The organism is Streptomyces sp. NPDC001410 (assembly GCF_042895235.1).
Classification (GTDB): domain Bacteria; phylum Actinomycetota; class Actinomycetes; order Streptomycetales; family Streptomycetaceae; genus Streptomyces.
In genome coordinates this window covers 1-19287 of the sequence record NZ_JBIAWE010000039.1, presented here as the reverse complement: position 1 = coordinate 19287, position 19287 = coordinate 1, and the positions used below count along the sequence as shown (strand labels likewise).

At 71.4% G+C, this 19287-nt stretch carries 10 protein-coding genes; 6 read left to right on the top strand and 4 right to left on the bottom strand.

Going from position 1 to position 19287, the window contains the following annotated elements:
• Positions 1–40: 40 nt before the first annotated feature.
• Genes ACFY3C_RS44865 through ACFY3C_RS44850 form a run of 4 tightly spaced genes read left to right on the top strand, consistent with a single transcriptional unit; the run spans position 41 to position 3534 of the window.
• Positions 41–760, top strand: a complete 720-nt coding sequence (locus ACFY3C_RS44865; protein ID WP_386575827.1) for a thioesterase II family protein — start codon at positions 41–43, stop codon at positions 758–760.
• Positions 757–1845 carry an isocitrate/isopropylmalate dehydrogenase family protein gene (locus tag ACFY3C_RS44860; protein WP_390775061.1) on the top strand — a complete coding sequence of 363 codons (1089 nt, stop codon included), beginning with the start codon at positions 757–759 and terminating at the stop codon, positions 1843–1845. Before ACFY3C_RS44865 ends, ACFY3C_RS44860 begins: the two co-directional genes overlap by 4 nt.
• A complete protein-coding gene (locus ACFY3C_RS44855) occupies positions 1832–3211 on the top strand; it encodes an FAD-dependent oxidoreductase (RefSeq protein ID WP_390775060.1) in 1380 nt (459 codons plus the stop codon). The genes ACFY3C_RS44860 and ACFY3C_RS44855 overlap by 14 nt, the downstream gene beginning before the upstream one ends.
• Entirely contained in the window at positions 3202–3534 is a 333-nt protein-coding gene (locus tag ACFY3C_RS44850; protein WP_386575823.1) for an antibiotic biosynthesis monooxygenase family protein, read from the top strand. The genes ACFY3C_RS44855 and ACFY3C_RS44850 overlap by 10 nt, the downstream gene beginning before the upstream one ends.
• Positions 3535–3608: 74 nt before the next feature.
• Here the strand turns inward: ACFY3C_RS44850 and ACFY3C_RS44845 are convergent, their stop codons facing one another.
• The 4 genes from ACFY3C_RS44845 to ACFY3C_RS44830 all read right to left on the bottom strand — a co-directional run bounded on the left by ACFY3C_RS44845 (position 3609) and on the right by ACFY3C_RS44830 (position 9200).
• Complete coding sequence (locus ACFY3C_RS44845; protein ID WP_390775059.1) at positions 3609–4547, bottom strand: FAD-dependent oxidoreductase; 939 nt, start codon at positions 4545–4547, stop codon at positions 3609–3611.
• Between the two features lie 81 nt (positions 4548–4628).
• Positions 4629–7007 (bottom strand): ATP-binding cassette domain-containing protein, encoded by a 2379-nt coding sequence (locus ACFY3C_RS44840; RefSeq protein WP_390775058.1) that lies wholly within the window; start codon positions 7005–7007, stop codon positions 4629–4631.
• A 32-nt stretch (positions 7008–7039) separates the two neighbouring features.
• A complete protein-coding gene (locus tag ACFY3C_RS44835; RefSeq protein ID WP_390775057.1) occupies positions 7040–8425 on the bottom strand; it encodes a DoxX family protein in 1386 nt (461 codons plus the stop codon).
• Between the two features lie 76 nt (positions 8426–8501).
• Positions 8502–9200, bottom strand: a complete 699-nt coding sequence (locus ACFY3C_RS44830; RefSeq protein ID WP_386575819.1) for a class I SAM-dependent methyltransferase — start codon at positions 9198–9200, stop codon at positions 8502–8504.
• 247 nt (positions 9201–9447) lie between these two features.
• On the opposite strand from ACFY3C_RS44830, the gene ACFY3C_RS44825 reads away from it, so the two are divergent.
• Positions 9448–17241, top strand: a complete 7794-nt coding sequence (locus ACFY3C_RS44825) for an amino acid adenylation domain-containing protein (RefSeq protein ID WP_390775056.1) — start codon at positions 9448–9450, stop codon at positions 17239–17241.
• Between the two features lie 7 nt (positions 17242–17248).
• A partial coding sequence (locus tag ACFY3C_RS44820) for a condensation domain-containing protein (protein WP_390775055.1) occupies positions 17249–19287 on the top strand: 2039 nt, incomplete at its 3' end.

Genomic DNA, 19287 nt, shown 5'->3' with positions numbered 1-19287 from the left:
AAAGGCGGAGATGATGAGCCGGATACGGGAACGGGGCTGGGTGCGCTCTCTGACCACCGTCGAACGTCCCGCGCTTCGTGTGGTGTGCTTCCCGCATTCCGGGGGTTCGGCCACGGCCTTCGGCGAGTGGTCCACCGTGATGCCACCCGGCGTGGAGCTGATGGCCGTCCAGTACCCCGGCCGCGGTGACCGGTTCGGGGAGCCGTTGGTGGACGACGTGGCCGCGATGGCCGGCCACGCGGCGGCGGATCTGCTGCGGCTTCCCCCGCGCGACTACGTGCTCTTCGGGCACAGCCTGGGCGCGGTGGTGGCCTACGAGACCGCCCTGGTACTGCGGGACGCGGGCGAGGAGCCGCGCACACTGTGCGTCTCCGCCTGCGAACCGCCCGGAAGCGTGGAGGACGGAGACCTCCACCTGGCCCCCGACGACGAGTTCTGGTCGACGCTGGTGGGCCTGGGCGGTATCGAACCCGGGATCGCCGAGCACGCCGAGTTGCGCGAGCTGCTGCTGCCGACGCTGCGTTCGGACCTGCGGGCCCATGCGGAGTACCGGCCGCGCCCCGGCGCCAAGCCGCTGTCGTGCGCCGTGCGTTGCTATCACGGCGTAGGCGACCCGCTGGTGGACGAGACACGGCTGGGGGAGTGGGCGGAGGTCACCTCCGGTGAGTTCACGGTCCGCGCGCGGCCGGGCGGGCACTTCCACGTGACGACCGACGTGACGGAACTGGTGGCGGACGTCGTGCGCCAGGGCCGGGCATGAGCGGCGCCGCGAAAAGGATCACCGTCATCCCCGGTGACGGCATCGGGCCGGAGGTGATCGAACCCGCGCTGGCGGTTCTCGACGTGCTCGCACTCGGTGTGCGGCTGGACGTCCTCGACCAGGTGAACGCGGAGACGTACCTGAGCACCGGAAATGCCCTGACCCAGGCCGACCTCGACCGGATCCGGAGCAGCGAGGCGACGCTGCTCGGCGCGGTCGGCGATCCCCGGCTGGGCGACACCGCCTACGTGCGGAGCGTGCTGACCACACTGCGCTCCGAGCTGGACCTGTACGTCAACTACCGTCCCGTACGGCTGTGGCACGACCGGCTCAGCCCGCTGCGCGACGGCACGCGACGCGGCATCGACTGCGCGATCGTCCGGGAGAACACCGAAGGGCTGTACAGCGGAGTCGGCGGCAGCACACGCACGGGGTCCCCGCAGGAGATCGCCATCGACGTGGACCTCAACACCCACCATGGTGTGTCGCGCATCCTGGACTTCGCCTTCTCCGTGGCACGACGGTCCGTGTGCGTGGTGGACAAGGCCAACGCCGTCCGCAACGGCGGCCAGTTGTGGCAGCGCTGCTGGCACGAGGCGGTCGCACGGCACCCGCGGTTCGACACCTCGCATCTGTATGTGGACGCCGCCGCGATGAAGTTGGTGACCGACCCGACCGCGTTCGACGTCATCGTCACGAACAACTCGTACGGCGACATCCTGAGCGATCTCACCGCCGCCCTCGCCGGCGGCCTCGGCGTGGCGGCGTCGGCCAACCTCAACCCCAAGACCGGGCAAGGGGTCTTCGAGCCGGTGCACGGCAGCGCGCCCGACATCGCGGGCACCGGGGTCGCCAATCCGTTCGCCGCCCTTCTCTCCGCGGCGCTGCTGGTCGAACACCTGGGTCATGACGAGGAGGCCGACGCCGTGCGCCGGGCGGTCGCGGCCGCCGTCGAGGCCGGAAGAGTCACCCCCGACCTCGGCGGGTCCCTGGCAACGAAGGAGGTGGGCGCTGTGGTCCTGGCGGAACTGCGGCAGCCGAACGCAGGCCGGACGAGGGGACGGCGAAGCCATGCGGGGGCCTAGCCGAGGTCGCGCCGAGGGCAGTCCGGAGACCGTCGTCGTGGGGGGTGGCATGGTCGGTGTGGTCACGGCCATGTATCTCGCCCCCCGGTTCGGTCCGGTCACGATCCTGGAGAAGCGGGCGGACCCGCGCCGCGGCGGCGGCGGACAGGGCCGGTCCCTCACGGTGATGCTGTCCGCGCGCGGCTGGCGCGTACTGTCCGACCTGGGGCTCGACAAGACGGTGCGGGAGATATGCGTCCCCCTGCACGGACGCTGCGCGCACCTGCCCGACGGCAGCTCCCACGTCACCCCGTACAGCAGGGACGGGCAGCCGATCTGGTCGGTGGAGCGCGAGCGGCTGCACCACATCCTGCTGGACGCCGCCGAGGCCACCCCCGGCGTCAGCGTCCGCTTCGAGCAGCGGGTGCGCTCCGTGGACCTGGACGAACCGGCCGTGCTCGTGGAAGACGCCCGCGGTGCACAGCGGTTGACGTGCCGCCGCGTCCTCGGCTGCGACGGCGCGCACTCCACGGCCCGCGCCGCCCTGGCCGCCCGCACCGTACCGGCAGAGGTACGCAATCTCGAGCTGGCCTATCAGGAGATCGACGTGCCGGGCGGCTGGCTCGACAGCCGCACCATGCACTACTGGCCGACCGGCGACGCGCTGTTCGCCGCGTTCCCCATGCCGTCGGGGGAGTACTCGGGCTCCCTGTTCATGCGGCTCGAAGGGCCCGCGCCCTCCTACGCCACGGTCGGCGCCGGCCAGGAGCTGTACGAGGTGTTCGCCGACCGCTTCCCCGAACCGACCGCCGCCATACCGGACATCGCCCAACAGCTCGCCACCAAGTCCGTCTCCACCCTCACGGTCGTACGCTGCGACCGATGGGTCTGGCGGGACACCCTGGCGCTGCTCGGGGACGCCTGTCACGCGATGGCCCCCTTCATGGGACACGGCATGAACTGCGGCTTCGAGGACGCCCGTACGCTCGTCGACTGCCTCGACTCCACCGAGGACTGGACGGCGGCCCTGGCGGCCTACGAGAAGTCACGGATCGAGGACGCCGACGCGATCTCCCACCTCTCGTACCAGCACTACCACATCATGGCCAACCCGCCGCAGGAGGAGACCGCACACGACAAAGGAGTCCTGCGGAAGCGTCTTGTCGACCTCTTCCCGGACCGCTTCGTGCCCCTGTACGAGCAGTGCGCCTTCACGGAGGAGAGCTACGCCTCGGTGCTGAGGAACGACCAGCGCCTGGACCGTCTCGTGGAGAGCCTGCTCAGCCGGCACGGGTTGGAGCTGGTCACGGCGTCCGACAGCCGGCTGCGCGCCTGCCTGCCCCTCGACCCGAACCCAGTCACCCTGGAGGACTCCGGATGTTCGTGATCCTGTTCAAGTCGCGCCTGACCGATCAGGCGGGCGAGGACTACTACGCCACCGAGGACGAGATGCGGCAGCGGGTCCGTGCCATCGCCGGGCCCGACCTGGTGGACGTCCAGCACTACACGGGCGAGGACGGCGAGCGCCTCGCGGTCGTGCTGTGGCGCAACGCGGAGACCCTGGAGAAGTGGCGCTCCGACCCCGAGCACCAGGTGGCGCAGCGGCTGGGCCGGGAACGGTGGTACTCCTCCTACGAGTTGACCGTGGCCGAAGTACTCAGGACCAGCTCCCACACGGCCACGGAGAAGCCGTCGGACGAGTCGCAGTAGCGCGCTGGGCCACGGCACGTCGTCGTGCGGTCGGTCCAGGGATCGACCGCACGACGACGTGGTCCGCCTCCGGGTCAGCCGCGGACGGCGTTCATGATCGACGACGCGTGGATGGCCTCGGCCGCCGTGGCACCCGCAGCGGCCGCCGCGGTGAACGACTGCTTCCACCGGGACGCCAGGTCCCCGGCCGCGTACAGGCCCGGGACGCCGGTGCACTGGGTGTCGTCGACGCTCAAGTAGCCCGCGTCGTCGACCGTCAGCTTCAGCTCGTCGACCGCTCGGGCGACGACGGGCTGTTGCCGCTGCGCCGGCGTCCACACCAGCGTCTCCCGCTCCAGGACGCGGCCGTCGTCGAACTCGACCGCATACAGGGCTCCTTGACGGTGGTGCAGGCGGCTGATCGTGCCCGTGACGACGTCACCGCCCATGCCCTGCGCCGCGGTGCGAGCGCTCTCGACGCCCGGCATCGACTCGCGGCAGATGGCGACCGTGTCGCTGCTCCACGCGCGGAACGCCACCGCGGAGAACGTGGCGAGTTCCGCGTTGTCCACGACGACGCCCCAGCGCCGGTCGGCGTTCTCCTCGCCGAGGCAGAACGGGCAGTGGATCACGCTCCGGCCCCAGCAGTCCGCGAATCCGTCCACCTGAGCCGGATGGATGTCGACGACACCGGTGGCGAGCAGCACGGTCGAGGCCTCGACGGTGTCGCCGTTGTCGAGTCCGACGTCGAAGCGACCACCGTCCGCGGTGCGCACGCGGTCGACGTCGGCTTCCCGAAGCTCCACGGTCGCGTACCGGGAGAGTTCCTTCCAGGCGCGCGAGCGGATCTCGGCGGGAGTGGCACCGTCCAGACCCACATGCCCGTGGACGCCTCCCGACGCGCTGTTCCGCGGTGCGCGCCGACTGTCCACGAGGACCACTCGCTGCCGGTACCTGGCCAGGGCGAGCGCCGCCGTGAGCCCGGCGGGGCCGGCCCCCACGACGACCGTTTCGGTTTCGCTGTGCGAGGACATGGGTCGGTACCTTCCGTCGGGAACGTGGCCGGACCCCGTCCCGGTGCTGCCGGGGCGGGGCCGCACAAGGCGAGGGGCTGCTCAGCCGCCGACGTACTCCGCCAGGTGCTCGCCGGTCAGGGTCGAGCGGGCGGCGACCAGGTCGGCAGGGGTGCCCTCGAAGACGATCCGGCCGCCGTCGTGACCGGCACCGGGGCCGAGGTCGATGATCCAGTCGGCGTGCGCCATGACGGCCTGGTGGTGCTCGACGACGATGACCGACTTGCCGGAGTCGACCAACCGGTCCAGCAGGGCGAGGAGTTGCTCGACATCGGCGAGGTGCAGGCCGCTGGTCGGCTCGTCGAGGATGTAGACGCTGCCCGTGCCGGCCATGTGGGTGGCCAGCTTGAGGCGCTGCCGCTCACCGCCGGACAGGGTGGTGAGCGGCTGGCCGAGGCTGACGTAGCCGAGGCCGACCTCGCCCAGCCGGGTGAGGACGGAGTGCGCGGCCGGCGTACGCGCCTCACCGGCGCGGAAGAACTCCTCGGCCTCGACCACCGGCATCGCGAACACCTCGCTGATGTCCCGGCCGCCGAGGCGGTACCTGAGCACCGACTCCTGGAACCGCTTCCCCTCGCACTCCTCGCAGGTGGTGGCGACACCGGCCATGATCGCCAGGTCGGTGTAGATGACGCCGGCGCCCTTGCAGTTGGGGCAGGCGCCTTCGGAGTTGGGGCTGAACAGCGCCGGCTTGACGCCGTTGGCCTTGGCGAACGCCTTGCGGATCGGTTCGAGCATTCCGGTGAAGGTCGCCGGGTTGCTGCGCCGGGATCCCTTGATGGGCGACTGGTCCACCGTCACCACACCGTCCCGCCCGGCAACCGAGCCGTGGACGAGGGAACTCTTGCCGGAGCCCGCGACGCCGGTGAGCACGGTGAGCACGCCGAGCGGGATGTCCACGTCGACGTCCCGCAGGTTGTGGGTCGCCGCGCCGCGCACCTCCAGCACGCCGGACGCCCTGCGTACCGACGGCTTCACCGAGGCCCGGTCGTCCAGGTGCCGTCCGGTGATGGTGCCGCTGGTCCGCAGCCCCTCGACGGTGCCCTCGAAGACCACCTGGCCGCCGCCCGTACCGGCCTTCGGACCGATGTCGACCACGTGGTCGGCGATCAGGATCGTCTCCGGCTTGTGCTCCACCACCAGCACGGTGTTGCCCTTGTCGCGCAGCCGGAGCAGCAGGTCGTTCATGCGCCGGATGTCGTGCGGGTGCAGACCGACCGTGGGCTCGTCGAAGACGTAGGTGACGTCGGCGAGCGCGGAGCCGAGGTGGCGGACCATCTTGACGCGCTGGGCCTCACCGCCCGAGAGCGTGCCCGACGCCCGGTCGAGCGAGAGGTAGCCAAGGCCGATCGAGACGAACGAGCTGAGGGTCTCGTCGAGCACCTTCAGCAGCGTCGCGACCGACGGGTCGTCGAGGGCGCGGATCCATGCGGCCAGGTCGCTGATCTGCATCGCGCAGGCGTCGGCGATGCTGACGCCGTCGATCTTCGCGGACCGGGTCAGCGCGCTGAGCCGGGTGCCGTCGCACTCGGGACAGACGGAGAACGTCACCGCCCGCTCCACGAAGGCGCGGATGTGCGGCTGCAGCGCTTCCTTGTCCTTGGTCAGGAACGACTTCTGGACCCGCGCGAGCAGGCCCTCGTAGGTGGTGTTGATCCCCTTGACCTTGACTTTGACCGGGTCCCGGTGCAGGAAGTCGTCCCGCTCCTGGTCGGTGTAGTCGCGGATCGGCTTGCGCGGGTCGAGGAAGCCCGACTCGGTGAACGACTGCACCACCCAGCCGTCGGGCTTCCAGCCCGGGACGGTGATCGCGCCGTCGGCCAGCGACTTGGAGTCGTCGTAGAGCTGGGTCGGATCGATGTCCGTGACGGAGCCCATGCCCTCGCAGCGCAGACACATGCCGCCGACGACGCTGAAGCCCTTCTCGATCTTCTTCCCGTTCACCACCAGCGTGCCCGACGCGTCCGCCGTGGCGACGTTGAAGGCGAACGCCTTCTGTGAGCCGATGTACGGCTTGGCGAGCCGGCTGAACAGGATCCGCAGCAACGCGCCCGCGTCGGTGGCGGTGCCGACCGTGGAGCGGGGACTGGTGCCCATCGGCTGCTGGTCGACGATGATCGCGGTCGTCAGCCCGTCGAGGACGTCGACCTCGGGGCGGGCCAGGGTGGGCATGAAGCCCTGGATGAAGGCGCTGTAGGTCTCGTTGATCAGCCGCTGCGACTCCGCGGCGATCGTGTCGAACACCAGCGAGCTCTTGCCCGATCCGGAGACACCGGTGAACACGGTCAGCCGGCGCTTGGGGATCTCGACGTCGACGTTCTTGAGGTTGTTCTCACGCGCACCGTGCACGCGGATCAGATCGTGGCTGTCGGCAGCGTGCAGCGCAGACGACTCTAAGTCCGTCCTCGTGCCGGCGGTCATGGCGTCCCTCCCATGGTTTTCGGATTCCACTGCTACAGCATGTACGAGTTGTCCTGCACCCAGTGGAAACCGCGGTCGACGAGAGGGAATGTGGCGAGATCCAGTCGGTGCAGTCGTACGCACAGCTTGGTGCCGTCGACTTCGCCCTCCAGGGTCAGTCGGTCGGCTGCGGGACGCTGCAGCGCGAAAGTCGCGTTCCAGGTCGGATCGGCCATCTTGAGCAGGCTCATCGAATGGCTGTCCATGTCGACCGCCGCGACATAGCCGCCGTCGAGGGAATCGTCCATGCGCTGGATGGTGACGGCGTCGGCGGAGTCGAAAACGACACGACGCCACCGTTGTCCGTCGGTCGTCAGCGGGGGCTGTCGCTCACCGTCGACCGAGAATTCCGCCACGTCCCAGATGCCGTACAGTTCGGGTTTTTCCCGTCCGCCGCCGTACGTCTTCCAGACCGACCAGTCATTGCGCAGCTGTGCGCGCAGCAGCCACAGACCCGCGGCGACCTGCGCGGCCGCGGCGACCCGGTTCGCGCCGGCCGTGCGGAACAGCTCCTGCCCGGACGACGGGCGGACCGTCCGGTCCGACAGAAAGACTTCGGCCAGGCGCGCCGCCTCCGGTGCCAGCAGCACCAGGCTCAGCAGAAGCAGATGGAACGAATGGATCTTCACCGGGACGTCGAAGGCCATGTTCAGAATGAACACCTGGGTCAGTTCCATCGCGCACAGCAGCGCACCCAGTGTCGCCGTCCGCGGCAGGATCAGCAGCAGTCCGCCTGCGATTTCCGCGCAGCCCAGCAGGATTTGGTACGGCTCGGAAGAGCCCGTCTGCGCCCACAGCACACTCATCGGGCTGAAATTGCCGAACGGCTCGACGAGTTTGGTCAGCGGCAATTGAAACTGCAACGGAATCGCCTTGGCGGCACCGTAGGAGAACATCTGCCCCGCGAGACAGAACCGGACCACCAGCCGGAACCATGATTCCAGCGTCTCGTAGTTCGTCCGGCGCCGGTCAAGCAGGGACCAGGTCGGTGTTGCCGCGGCGGCGCCCAGCAGCCAGGTGAACTGCCCCACCCACGCGTTCAGGTCGTCGCCGCCGTCGAAGCGCTCGCCCAATTCCTTGTCGAATACGTGAGCGGCCACCCACTTCCGCACCGGACGCATCGACCAGAATTTCGCCCAGGCGTCGGCCGCCTCCTGCTTGTGACCCAGTCCGCCACCCCGCAGCGTCAGGAAGATCTGGGGTGTCGTCAGGCAGTAGGACCCCGCGTAGACGAAGGCGAACCGGAAGGCGCCCCGGGCGACACCGCTCCACTGCGACGAGTTCGGCGGGGTGCCGGTCCGCGGGCTCCTGCGTCTGGTCGCCCGGTTGGGCTGTGCGGGTGCCAGGAGCCGTAGCAGCTTGCCTGCGCGTGCCTTCATGATTCATCACCTTCACACGGGCCGGATGCGCGGTTCGGGCTTTCCCCGGTCGATCCCCGGTCGATGGATCGCGGGGTCAGTTGCGGCGGAATCGGCCGAGCCAGGCGGGCAGTTCGAGGGGCTCCGATGCGGACGGCAGGATCCCGTGCATGGTGGTGTCGGTGACGGACTCGACGCTCCAGCCGTCGGCGAAACCCTGGCGCAGGTCGTCGGCGGTCCGCTTCGGGCCGGGCGGCTCCGACGCCGGAATCCCCTCGATCACTTCGGCGAGCCGCGCCTGCATCTGCGCGGCCCCGCGGTCGCTGACCTCCAGCACATGCACGAGCGCCCCCGGGCGGCAGACGCGGTGCAGCGCCGCCGCGTAGGTCCGCAGCCGGTCGGCGTCGAAGGTGTGCGCGAGGCCGCAGTCGATGACGGTGTCGAAACGCCCCTCGTAGCCGGCGAGTTCGAGGGCGTTGGCGACGCCGAACGTGGCGTCCAGTCCCCGCTCCTCGGCCTTGCGCCGCGCAATGGAGACCGCCTCGGACGACAGGTCGAGCCCTGTCACCGCGTAGCCCTTGCCGGCCAGGTGGAGTATGTCCTCGCCGGTGCCGCAGCCCGCGTCGAGCACCGCACCGCCGATGAGTCCCGCTTCCTCAAGTGCGACGAAGGCCGGCTGCGGCCCACCGATGTCCCAGGGCGGACGCTTGCCGAACGGGCTCTCGCCGCGGTAGACGGCGTCGAAGACATGGGTCAGCGCGTCGATTCCGTCGGGCTGGGAAGCGGGTTCAGTCATGGCGCCATGATTGCGCCGTCCTCCGTTCCGCTTTCGATCTCTTGCCGACTTCTGTCAGAGCCCGACGGACCCCCTGACGGGCTCCCTGATCAGGTCGTTCCAGCCGGCTGCGGGCCGTACGTCCGGGTCTGTTCGGGTTTCTGGCCGACATCTTTCACGTCGGTTGATCCACCTCAGAGCGGCGACGACGATCAGGCGCAGCGACTGGCCGCTGATCTGGATACCACATTTACAGGGGGGACTCTGGATGGGTTACACCGGCGTCACGGCGGTGCAGGAGGCCATGTGGCTCCAACAGGAGCTGGCCCCCGACCGGCCGAACAATGTGGTGACCCTGTGGGACGTCGACGGTGACCTGGACATCCCCCTGATCACCGAGGCGCTGCGGGTGGCGGTGTCCGAGGCCGGGGCGCTGACGCTGAACTTCCGCCGCGACGAGGGCGGTCTGCGCGCGGTCGCCCGCGATCCGGAGAGGCTGGAGCCGTTCCACTTCGACGTCAGCGACGCCGGCGACCCCGGCGACGCGGCGCGGGCCGTGGTCGCCGAGCTGGTGAGCCGGCCGTTCGACCTGGGTGCGGACGCCCTCTTCCGGATCGGCTCGATCCGGCTCGGCGCCACCCGCCATCTCGTGGTTCTCGTCTTCCACCACATCGTCACCGACGCCTTCGGCGTCGTCACGCTGCTGTCCCGGCGGATCGCGGAGGTCTACCGTGCGCTGCGCGCCGGTGCCGCCGTACCGGAGCTACCCGCGAACGCGCGGGGAGACGCCCGGCAGAAGGACGCCGCGTACCGGGCGTCCCAACGCTTCGCCGAAGCCGAGGAGTTCTGGCGGGACTACCTCGCAGACGAGCCGACCGCGGCGCGGCTTCCCGCCGGAGTCCGTCCCGCAGGCATCCGTCCCGCCGGCGACGACCAAGCGGCCGGGCACTGGGACAGCCTCACCGAGCCGCTGGGCATGACCACCCGCACCGCGCGGATCCCGGCCGCCGATCTCGCCGCCTGGAGGCGCACGGCCGACACGGTGGGGACCAGCCTGCCGGACCTGCTCGCGGCGGCGGCCACCGCGTTCCTGCAGCACTTGTGCGCCGTGCCGGAACCGCTGCACGAGTTCACCGTCAACCACCGCGTCGGCGCCCTGCGGCTCTCGCTCGGCCTGCTCTCCAACCGGCTGCCGATCCGGGTCGAGGTGCCGCCCGCGGCAACCCTCGTGGAGCTGGCCGAGGCGCTCCGCCAGGAGCGGCGACGGGTGCTGCGGCACGCGGGCCACGACGTGTCCCTGATCAAGCGGGCGACGGGGCACGCCGGGTCGGTGCGCAGCCCGTTCGGCGCCCTCGTCAACATCATCCCGTTCGTCGAGGCGCTCGATCTCGCGGGAAGCGTGGCACGGTTCGCCGGCGGCACGTTCGGTGTGATCGACGAGGTGATGGTCTCGACCTACACCGACGGCGGGGCCGACAGCGACCTGTTCGTCCGCTTCGACGCCCCGCAGGCGCACTACGGGGACCAGGACGTCGCCGGTCTCGCCGACAGGTTCGTGACGTTCGTCCGGGCCGCCCTGGCCGACCCGCGCGCCCGGCTCGGGGACATCAGCGTGCTCAGCACCGCCGAACACCACGCACTCCTCACCGAGTTCGCAGGCCCCGAGGTCACCCCGACGGGCCTGACGCTGACGGAACTGCTGGAGCGGCAGGCCGCCGCCACCCCCGAGGCGATCGCGGTGACCTTCGAGGACACCTCCCTGACCTATCGGGAGCTGGCCGACCGGTCCGGTCGGCTGGCCCGCATGCTCGTCGAGGGCGGCGCCGGGCCCGAACGGTTCGTCGCCGTCGCGATTCCCCGCTCGCCGGAGCTGGTCGTCGCACTGGTCGCCGTACTGAAGGCGGGCGCCGCCTACGTCCCGGTCGACCCCGACTACCCCGCCGCCCGCGTGGAGTTCATGCTCGCCGACGCCGCGCCGACGCTGCTCCTGTCGGTCAAGGGCACGGCGGACCGGCTGCCCCCGACGGACATCCCCCTGATCACGGTCGACGAAGCCCAGCTCACCGACGGGCCCACCGCGCTCGCGCCGCACTCCGTCGAGCACCCGGCGTACATGATCTACACATCGGGATCGACCGGCCGGCCCAAGGGCGCCGTCATCACGCATGCCGCGATCGTCAACCGACTGTTGTGGATGCAGGACCGCTACCGCCTTGACGGCTCCGACCGGGTGCTGCAGAAGACCTCGGCCTCCTTCGACGTGTCGGTCTGGGAGTTCTTCTGGCCTCTGATCACCGGCGCCGGCCTCGTCGTGGCACGGCCCGACGGGCACCGCGACCCGACCTACCTCGCCGAGCTGATCCGGCGCGCCGGGGTCACGACGCTGCACTTCGTTCCCTCGATGCTCGCCGAGTTCGTCAACGACGAGGCGGCGGGCGCCTGCACCGGCCTGCGCCGCGTCATCTGCAGCGGCGAGGCACTGCCCGCCGAACTCGCCGCACGCTTCCACGAGTTGCTGGGCGTGCCCCTGCACAACCTGTACGGGCCGACCGAGGCGGCCGTGGACGTCACCGCGTGGCGGTACCGGCCCGGGGCGAGCACCGTACCGATCGGCACGCCGATCTGGAACACCGCGCTGTACGTGCTCGACAGCCGGCTCGCACTGGTCCCGCCCGGGGTGTACGGCGACCTGTACATCGCGGGCGCCTGCCTCGCCAGGGGCTACCACGACCGCTCTGCCCTGACCGCGGAACGCTTCGTCGCCTGCCCGTTCGGCCCGCCCGGGCGGCGCATGTACCGGACGGGCGACCTGGCGCGCTGGAACGAGAACGGCGAGCTGGAGTTCGCCGGACGCGCCGATCACCAGGTGAAGATCCGTGGCTTCCGGGTCGAGCCCGTGGAGATCGAGGCGACACTGGCCGCGCACCCCGGGGTGGCGCAGGCCGCCGTCCTCGCCCGGCGCGGCCGCGGCGCGGACGGTGCGGCCCAGCTCGTCGCCTACATCGTGCCGACGACCTCCGGCGGCATCGGCAGGTCCGGCGTGGACTGGGACCTGCACGCCGGGCTGGACGTCGCCGAGCTGCGGGGCTTCGTCGCGGCCCGGCTGCCCGCCCACCTGGTACCCGCCGCGTTCGTGCCGCTGGACCGGCTGCCGCTGACCGCGAACGGCAAGCTGGACCGGGCATCGCTGCCCGAGCCGGAGTTCACCGGCCAGGCCCACCGGCCGGCCCGCACCAGCGAGGAGCACGTCCTGGCGGCCGCGTTCGCCGAGGTGCTCGGGCTCAGCCGGATCGGGGTGGACGACGACTTCTTCACGCTCGGCGGCGACAGCATCCGGGCCATCCAGGTGGTCGCCCGCGCCCGGGCCGCCGGCCTCGCGCTCAGCCCGCGTACCGTGTTCGAGTGCCGTACCGTCGCCGCGCTGGCCGCGGCCGCGACCCGGGACACCGCCCCGACGGCACTCGCCGAACTCGACGGCGGTGGCGTCGGCCTGCTGCCGCTGCCACCGATGGCACGCCTGGTCGCCGAGCGCGGACCCGGCCTCGACCGGCTCGCCCAGTGGCTGGTGCTGGAGGTACCGGCCGAGACGGACCACGACAACCTCACCGCCACGGTGCGAGCCGTCCTCGACCGGCACGACGTACTGCGTTCCCAACTGGTCGACGACGGACTGCTGGTGCAGCCGCCCGGCTCGGTCGACGCGGCCCGGCTCATCAGGCGGGTCGAGTGCCCGGGGGACTGGAGCGGGGACGCGTGGCAGGAGCTGCTGCGCGCCGAGGCGGCCGCCGCGACGCGCGCCATCAGGGCCTCGGACGGCAGGATGCTCCGGCTGGTGTGGTTCGAGCCGGACACCGGCGGCCCCGGACGCCTGCTGGTCGCGGCGCACCACCTGGTCGTCGACGGCATGTCCTGGCGGGTGCTGCTCCCCGACCTGGCCGAGGCGTGGCGGCGGGCCCGCACCGGCGAGGCGCCGGCGCTGCCGCCGGTGGGGACCTCGATGCGGCGGTGGCTGCGCGCGCTGACCGACGAGGCGACCCGGCCCGGGCGGGCGGCGGAGGTGTCGCTGTGGCGCGACATGCTCGCCGCCCCCGCGGCCGCGGTCGGATCCCGGCCGTTCGACCCGAAGTCCGACGTCATCGCGACCACGGAAACCGTGCGCGTCCAGCTCCCGGGCGACCTCACCGAGGCCGTGCTGACATCGGTGCCGGCGGCGTATCGCAGCGGCGTCGACGACGTGCTGCTCACCGCCCTCGTTCTGGCGCTGGCCCGGCACCGGCGGGGCGTGACCGACGACGCCACGGTCGTACGCCTGGAAGGCCACGGCCGGCAGGAGGAGCTGGCCCCGGGCGCGGACCTGGCCCGCACGGCCGGCTGGTTCACCACCGTCCACCCCGTCCGGTTCGACCTCTCCGGCATCGATGTCGACGAGGCGATTGCCGGGGGAGCGGCCGCCGGTGACGCCCTCAAACGTGTGAAGGAGCAGCGGCGCGCGCTGCCCGACCAGGGCATCGGCTACACCCTGCTGCGCTACCTCAACGACGAGACCGCGGCGGAGCTGCGCCCGTACCCGGCGGACGAGATCGGCTTCAACTTCCTGGGCCACTTCTCCTTCGACTCCTCCTGCGACTTCTCCTTCGACGGCCCGGAGCCGGCACCCGGCCCCGGATGGACGCCCGCGCCGGAATGCGCCGAACTCGTCGCGGCACCCGACCCCGACATGCCGGCGCTCAGCGCCCTCGAACTCAACTCCCTGGTGACCGACACCGGGAACGGCGCCCGGCTCACCGCCCTGTTCACCTTCGCCACCGGCGTGCTGACCGCCGACGCGGTCCGCGACCTCGCCGACACCTGGTGCGCCGCCCTGCGCGGCCTGCACACCCTGGTCACTACGGGCGCGACCGGCCTGACCCCGTCCGATGTGGCGCCGGTGCACGTCGGCCAGGCCGAACTGGACACCTGGCAGCGGCGGTTCGGCCGGGTGAGCGACGTGTGGCCGCTCACCCCGCTGCAGGACGGCCTGCTGTTCCACACGATGCTCGCGGACACGGCCTCCGAGGCCTACCAGACGCAGTTCGTGTTCCGGCTCAGCGGCCCCGTGGACGCGCCGCGCCTGCGGGCCGCGGGCCAGGCCCTGCTGGAGCGGCACCCGAACCTGAGGGCCGCGTTCCTGTCGAGCGCGACCGGCGAGTCCGTGCAGATCGTGGTGGACGACGTCCCGCTGCCCTGGCGGCAGGTGGACCTCACCGGCGACCCCGAGGCCGAGACGCGGCTGGAGGAGATCCTCGCCGAGGAGCGGGACACCCGCTTTCGCCCCGACAGCCCGCCGCTGCTCCGGCTCACCCTCGTCACGCTGGGACCGGCACGGGCCGAGCTGGCGCTCACCGCCCACCACGTCCTGCTCGACGGCTGGTCGGTACCGCTGATCGAGCGCGAACTGATGGACCTGTACGCGACCGGCGGCCACGACACCCACCCGCCGCGCCCCCACGGCTACCGGGACTTCCTGCGGTGGCTGTCACGGCAGGACGCGGCACGCTCGGCCCAGGCCTGGGCCACCGAGCTGGCCGGTGTGGCGGAGCCGACCCTCCTGGCGCCCACGGCACGCCCCGCCGGCGGCGGCAGCGGGCAGCTCGACGCGGCACTGAGCGGCGAGGACGCCACTGGGCTGGCGCGGCGAGCCGCCGAATGGGGCGTCACCCCCAACACCCTGGTGCAGGGCGCGTGGGCCGTCGTACTCGCCGAGCTGACCGGTCGCGAGGACGTGCTGTTCGGCACCACCGTCGCCGGCCGGCCGTCCGAACTGCCCGGCGTGGACACGATGATCGGCCTGTTCATCAACACGGTGCCGGTACGGGTGCGCTGCACGCCGGCCGACCGCCTCCCACAGCTGCTGGGGCGGCTGCAGGACGCCCAGGCGCGGCTGCTGGACCACCACCACCTCGGGCTCGCCGACATCCAGCGGTCGACCGGGCTGAGCGCACTGTTCGACACGCTCGTGGTCTTCGAGTCGTTCCCCGTCGACCGCGTCGGCCTCGCGTCGGCGGGCGCGTCCGCGGGCCTGGCGGTGACCGGCATCCGCCCGTACGCCCCACCGCACTACCCGCTGACCGTCATCGCGGCCGCCGACCCGCTGCTGCGCCTCTCCTTCCAGTACCAGCGCGACGCCTTCGCGCACGCCGAGGTGGAGGTGATCGCCGGCCGGCTGGTGCGGGTGCTGCGGCAGTTCGCCGCCGACCCGGAGACCACCGTCGGCGCGATCGACGTGCTCTCCGACACGGAGCGCGAGCAGGTGCTGCACGGCTGGAACGACACCGCGACCCTGCTGCCCGAGCGGACCGTTCCCGAGCTGATCGCCGAGCAGGCCGCGACGACACCGGACGCGGTGGCCGTCGAGTACGACGGTCACCGGCTGACCTACCGGGAGCTGGACGAGCGCGCCAACCGGATGGCGCACTGGCTGATCGAGGAGGGCGTGGCGCCTGAGTCGCGCGTGGTGGTGCTGCTGCCTCGCTCCCTCGACCTGGTCGCGGCGCTGCTCGCGGTGTGGAAGGCCGGCGGTGCCTATGTGCCGGTGGACCCGGAGTATCCGGCCGCGCGGGTGCGGTCCGTGGTCGAGGACAGCGCACCGGTGCTGGTGCTGGACCCGCGACGGCTGGCCGAGGCCGACCTGTCCGCCCACCCCGCCCACGACCCGAGGACCGCGGTCGGCTCCCACCACACCGCCTACGTCATCTACACCTCCGGCTCCACCGGAAAGCCCAAGGGCGTGGTCATCGAACACGGCACCCTGAGCAACCTGCTCACCGGCATGCGGGACCGTTTCCCGCTGTCGCCGGACGACCGGCTGCTGGCCGTCGCCACCGTCGCGTTCGACATCGCCGCGCTGGAACTGTTCCTGCCCCTGCTGACCGGTGCCCGGGTGGTGCTGGCCGGCAAGGACACCATCACCCAGCCCTCGGCGCTGCTCGACCTCGTCCAGCGGGCGGGCATCACCCTCATGCAGGCCACCCCCGCCCTCTGGCAGGTCCTGGTCACCCACGCCCCGGCCTGCCTGACCGGGCTCCGCGCCATCACCAGCGGCGAGGCCCTGCCCGCACCCCTGGCCCACACCCTGTGCGAGCACGCCGCCGAGGTCACCAACCTCTACGGCCCCACCGAGGCCACCGTCTACTCCACGGCCGCCCGCCTCGACCCCGGCACCGCCGGCATGCCGCCCTCCATCGGCGGCCCCGTCGCCAACGCGCGGATCCTCATCCTCGACCGCACGCTCCACCCCGTGCCTCCCGGCGTGCCCGGCGATCTGTGCATCGCCGGGCACGGCCTGGCCCGCGGCTACCACGGCCAACCGGGCATGACCGCCGAGCGGTTCGTGCCCGATCCGTTCGGTCCGCCGGGCACGCGGATGTACCGCAGCGGGGATCTGGCCCGCTGGACCGGCACGGGCGAGGTCGAGTACCTCGGGCGCTCCGACCACCAGATCAAGCTGCGCGGCTTCCGCATCGAACCCGCCGAGATCGAGCGCACCCTGACCGGTCATCCGGCCGTCCGTCAGGCGACCGTCATCGCCCGCGAGGACAACCCGGACGACCGGCAACTCGTGGCGTACCTGGTGCCCGAGCCGGGCTGTGCCGTCCCGCCCGCGGAGCAGCTGCGGACGCTGGTGGGGGAGCGGCTGCCGCAGTACATGGTCCCGGCGGCGTTCGTGGTGCTGGCGGAGCTGCCGCTGACACCGAACGGGAAGCTGGACCGCCTGGCGCTGCCGCGGCCCGAGTTCGACGGGGACGAGTACCAGGCTCCGCGCACCCCGCGGGAGGAGGTGCTGTGCGGGCTGTTCGCCGAGGTGCTGGGAGTGGAGCGGGTCGGCATCGACGACGACTTCTTCGCCCTGGGCGGACATTCGCTGCTGGCCACCCGTCTGGTGGCCCGGGTGCGCGCCGAGCTGGGCGTGGAAATCCCGATCCGGATCCTGTTCACCGCTCCCACCGTCGCCGAGCTGACCGACCGCTGGAACGAGATGTCGGCCTCCTCCCGAAAGCCGCTGCGCAGGATGAGCGAAAGGTAGAAGCTCCATGATTCCCCTCTCCTACGCGCAGCGGCGGATGTGGTTCATCAACCGCTTCGAGGGCCCGTCCTCGACCTACAACATCCCGCTGCTCCTGCGGTTCCACGGAGCGCTCGACACGGCCGCCTTACGGGCCGCGTTCCAGGACGTGATGGTCCGCCACGAGGTCCTGCGGACGGTGTTCGACGACCTGGACGGCCAGCCGTTCCAGCGCGTCCTCGACCCTACTGAGATCGAGCTGCCCTGGCAGGACTGGGGCCGAATCGCGCCCGAGCGGGTGCCGGGTGTGGTGTCGTCGGTGTCCGGCAGCTGGTTCGACCTGGCGGTCGACGTACCGCTGCGGGGATCCGTCGCCCAGTGCGGCGAGCAGGAATTCGTACTGGTGCTGGTGATTCACCACATCGCCGGTGACGGCGGATCGCTGGCACCGCTGGCGCGGGACATCTCCGTGGCCTACCGGGCCCGCGTGGCCGGGAGCGCCCCGGAGTGGTCCGAACTGCCCGTGCAGTATTCCGACTACGCCTTGTGGCAGCAGGAACTGCTCGGGGACGAGTCCGATCCGCAGAGCATCCTGTCGGTTCAGGCGGCGTACTGGCGCGAGGAGTTGGCCGAAGTTTCCCGACCGCTGTCGCTGCCACTGGACCGGCCCCGCCCCGAAGTGGCGAGTTTCCAGGGCGGATCCGTGGAACTCGGGTTCCCGAGCGAGGTGCTCGCGCAAGTCGAGGAACTGGCACGGGCACGTGGCGTGACGGTGTCGATGGTGCTCCAGGCCGCGCTGGTGATGTTGCTGCACCGGCTGGGCGGCGACGAGGACATCACCGTCGGCGCCCCGATCGCGGGGCGCACCGACGAGGCGCTGAGCGATCTGATCGGATTCTTCGTCAACACCTGGGCGCTACGGGTCCAGGTGAGCGCGGGCCGGTCGTTCGACCGGGTGCTGGAACAGGTACGGCAGAAGGCGCTCGCGGCGTACGACAACCAGGACGTCCCGTTCGAGCGGCTGGTGGAGCTGCTGCGGCCGGAGCGGTCGACCGCCCATCACCCGCTGTTCCAGGTCGTGTTGGCATGGCAGAACAACGCGCGGCCGGAGCTGGACCTGCCGGGTGTGACGGTCTCCATGGAGCCCGTTCCGACGGGCTCGGCAAAGTTCGACCTGTTCTTCAACCTGGCGCCGGACGAGTCCGACGGCTCGGTCGTGGGGGAGATCGAGTACGCCACCGACGTCTTCGACCGCTCCACGGTCGAGGGCTTCGCCGCGGGGTTCGTCCGGGTGGTGGAGCAGGTCGTGGCCGACCCGCAGGCCACCGTCGGCGCGCTCGACATACCGGCCGACGCGCAGCGGGAGCACACCACCACGGCCGCACCGCGCGAGGCCGCGGACCGCCCGCTCGACGCCGAGGAACGCCACAAGATCCTCGTCGAGTGGAACGACACGGCCCGCGACTTCCCGTGCCCGGGCCCGGTCCACGTGCTCTTCGAGGAACAGGCCCGGCTACGGCCCGACGCGATTGCCCTGCGCTGGGCCGACGGAACCATGACCTACGCAGAGCTGAACCAGCAGGCGAACCGGATCGCCTGGGACCTCAAGGAACGCGGCGTCGGCCCGCAGACCGTCGTCGGGGTCGGCATCCGCCGCGGCCCGGCCATGATCGCCGCCGTGTTCGGCGTGCTCAAGGCCGGCGGCGCCTACCTGCCCCTCGAACCGTCGCTGCCCGCCGAGCGCGTCGCCGACATGCTCGCCGACGCCGAAGCGACCACGGTGCTGTCCACCTCGGACACCGAACGCTGGACGGTCCCGGACGGCGTCCAGGTCATCGAGGTGGACGAGGCCCGGGCGGCGCACGCCGCGCTCCCCGATCCGGAACCGGCCGCCGGGCCGGACAACACCGCGTACATCATCTTCACCTCCGGCAGCACCGGAAAGCCCAAGGGCGTCGTGGTCACCCATCGTCCCGTGCACAACCTGCTCAACTGGTGCTACCGCACCTTCGACTTCGGCCCCGACGACATGGCCTTGTGCGTCACCTCGCTCGGCTTCGACCTCTC

Excerpts from the sequence above, each read along its gene's own strand:
- ACFY3C_RS44860 (WP_390775061.1), top strand. The coding sequence starts at position 757 with ATGAGCGGCGCCGCGAAAAGGATCACCGTCATCCCCGGTGACGGCATC.
- ACFY3C_RS44855 (WP_390775060.1), top strand. The coding sequence starts at position 1,832 with ATGCGGGGGCCTAGCCGAGGTCGCGCCGAGGGCAGTCCGGAGACCGTC.
- ACFY3C_RS44850 (WP_386575823.1), top strand. The coding sequence starts at position 3,202 with ATGTTCGTGATCCTGTTCAAGTCGCGCCTGACCGATCAGGCGGGCGAG.
- ACFY3C_RS44845 (WP_390775059.1), bottom strand. The coding sequence starts at position 4,547 with ATGTCCTCGCACAGCGAAACCGAAACGGTCGTCGTGGGGGCCGGCCCC.
- ACFY3C_RS44840 (WP_390775058.1), bottom strand. The coding sequence starts at position 7,007 with ATGACCGCCGGCACGAGGACGGACTTAGAGTCGTCTGCGCTGCACGCT.
- ACFY3C_RS44835 (WP_390775057.1), bottom strand. The coding sequence starts at position 8,425 with ATGAAGGCACGCGCAGGCAAGCTGCTACGGCTCCTGGCACCCGCACAG.
- ACFY3C_RS44830 (WP_386575819.1), bottom strand. The coding sequence starts at position 9,200 with ATGACTGAACCCGCTTCCCAGCCCGACGGAATCGACGCGCTGACCCAT.
- ACFY3C_RS44825 (WP_390775056.1), top strand. The coding sequence starts at position 9,448 with ATGGGTTACACCGGCGTCACGGCGGTGCAGGAGGCCATGTGGCTCCAA.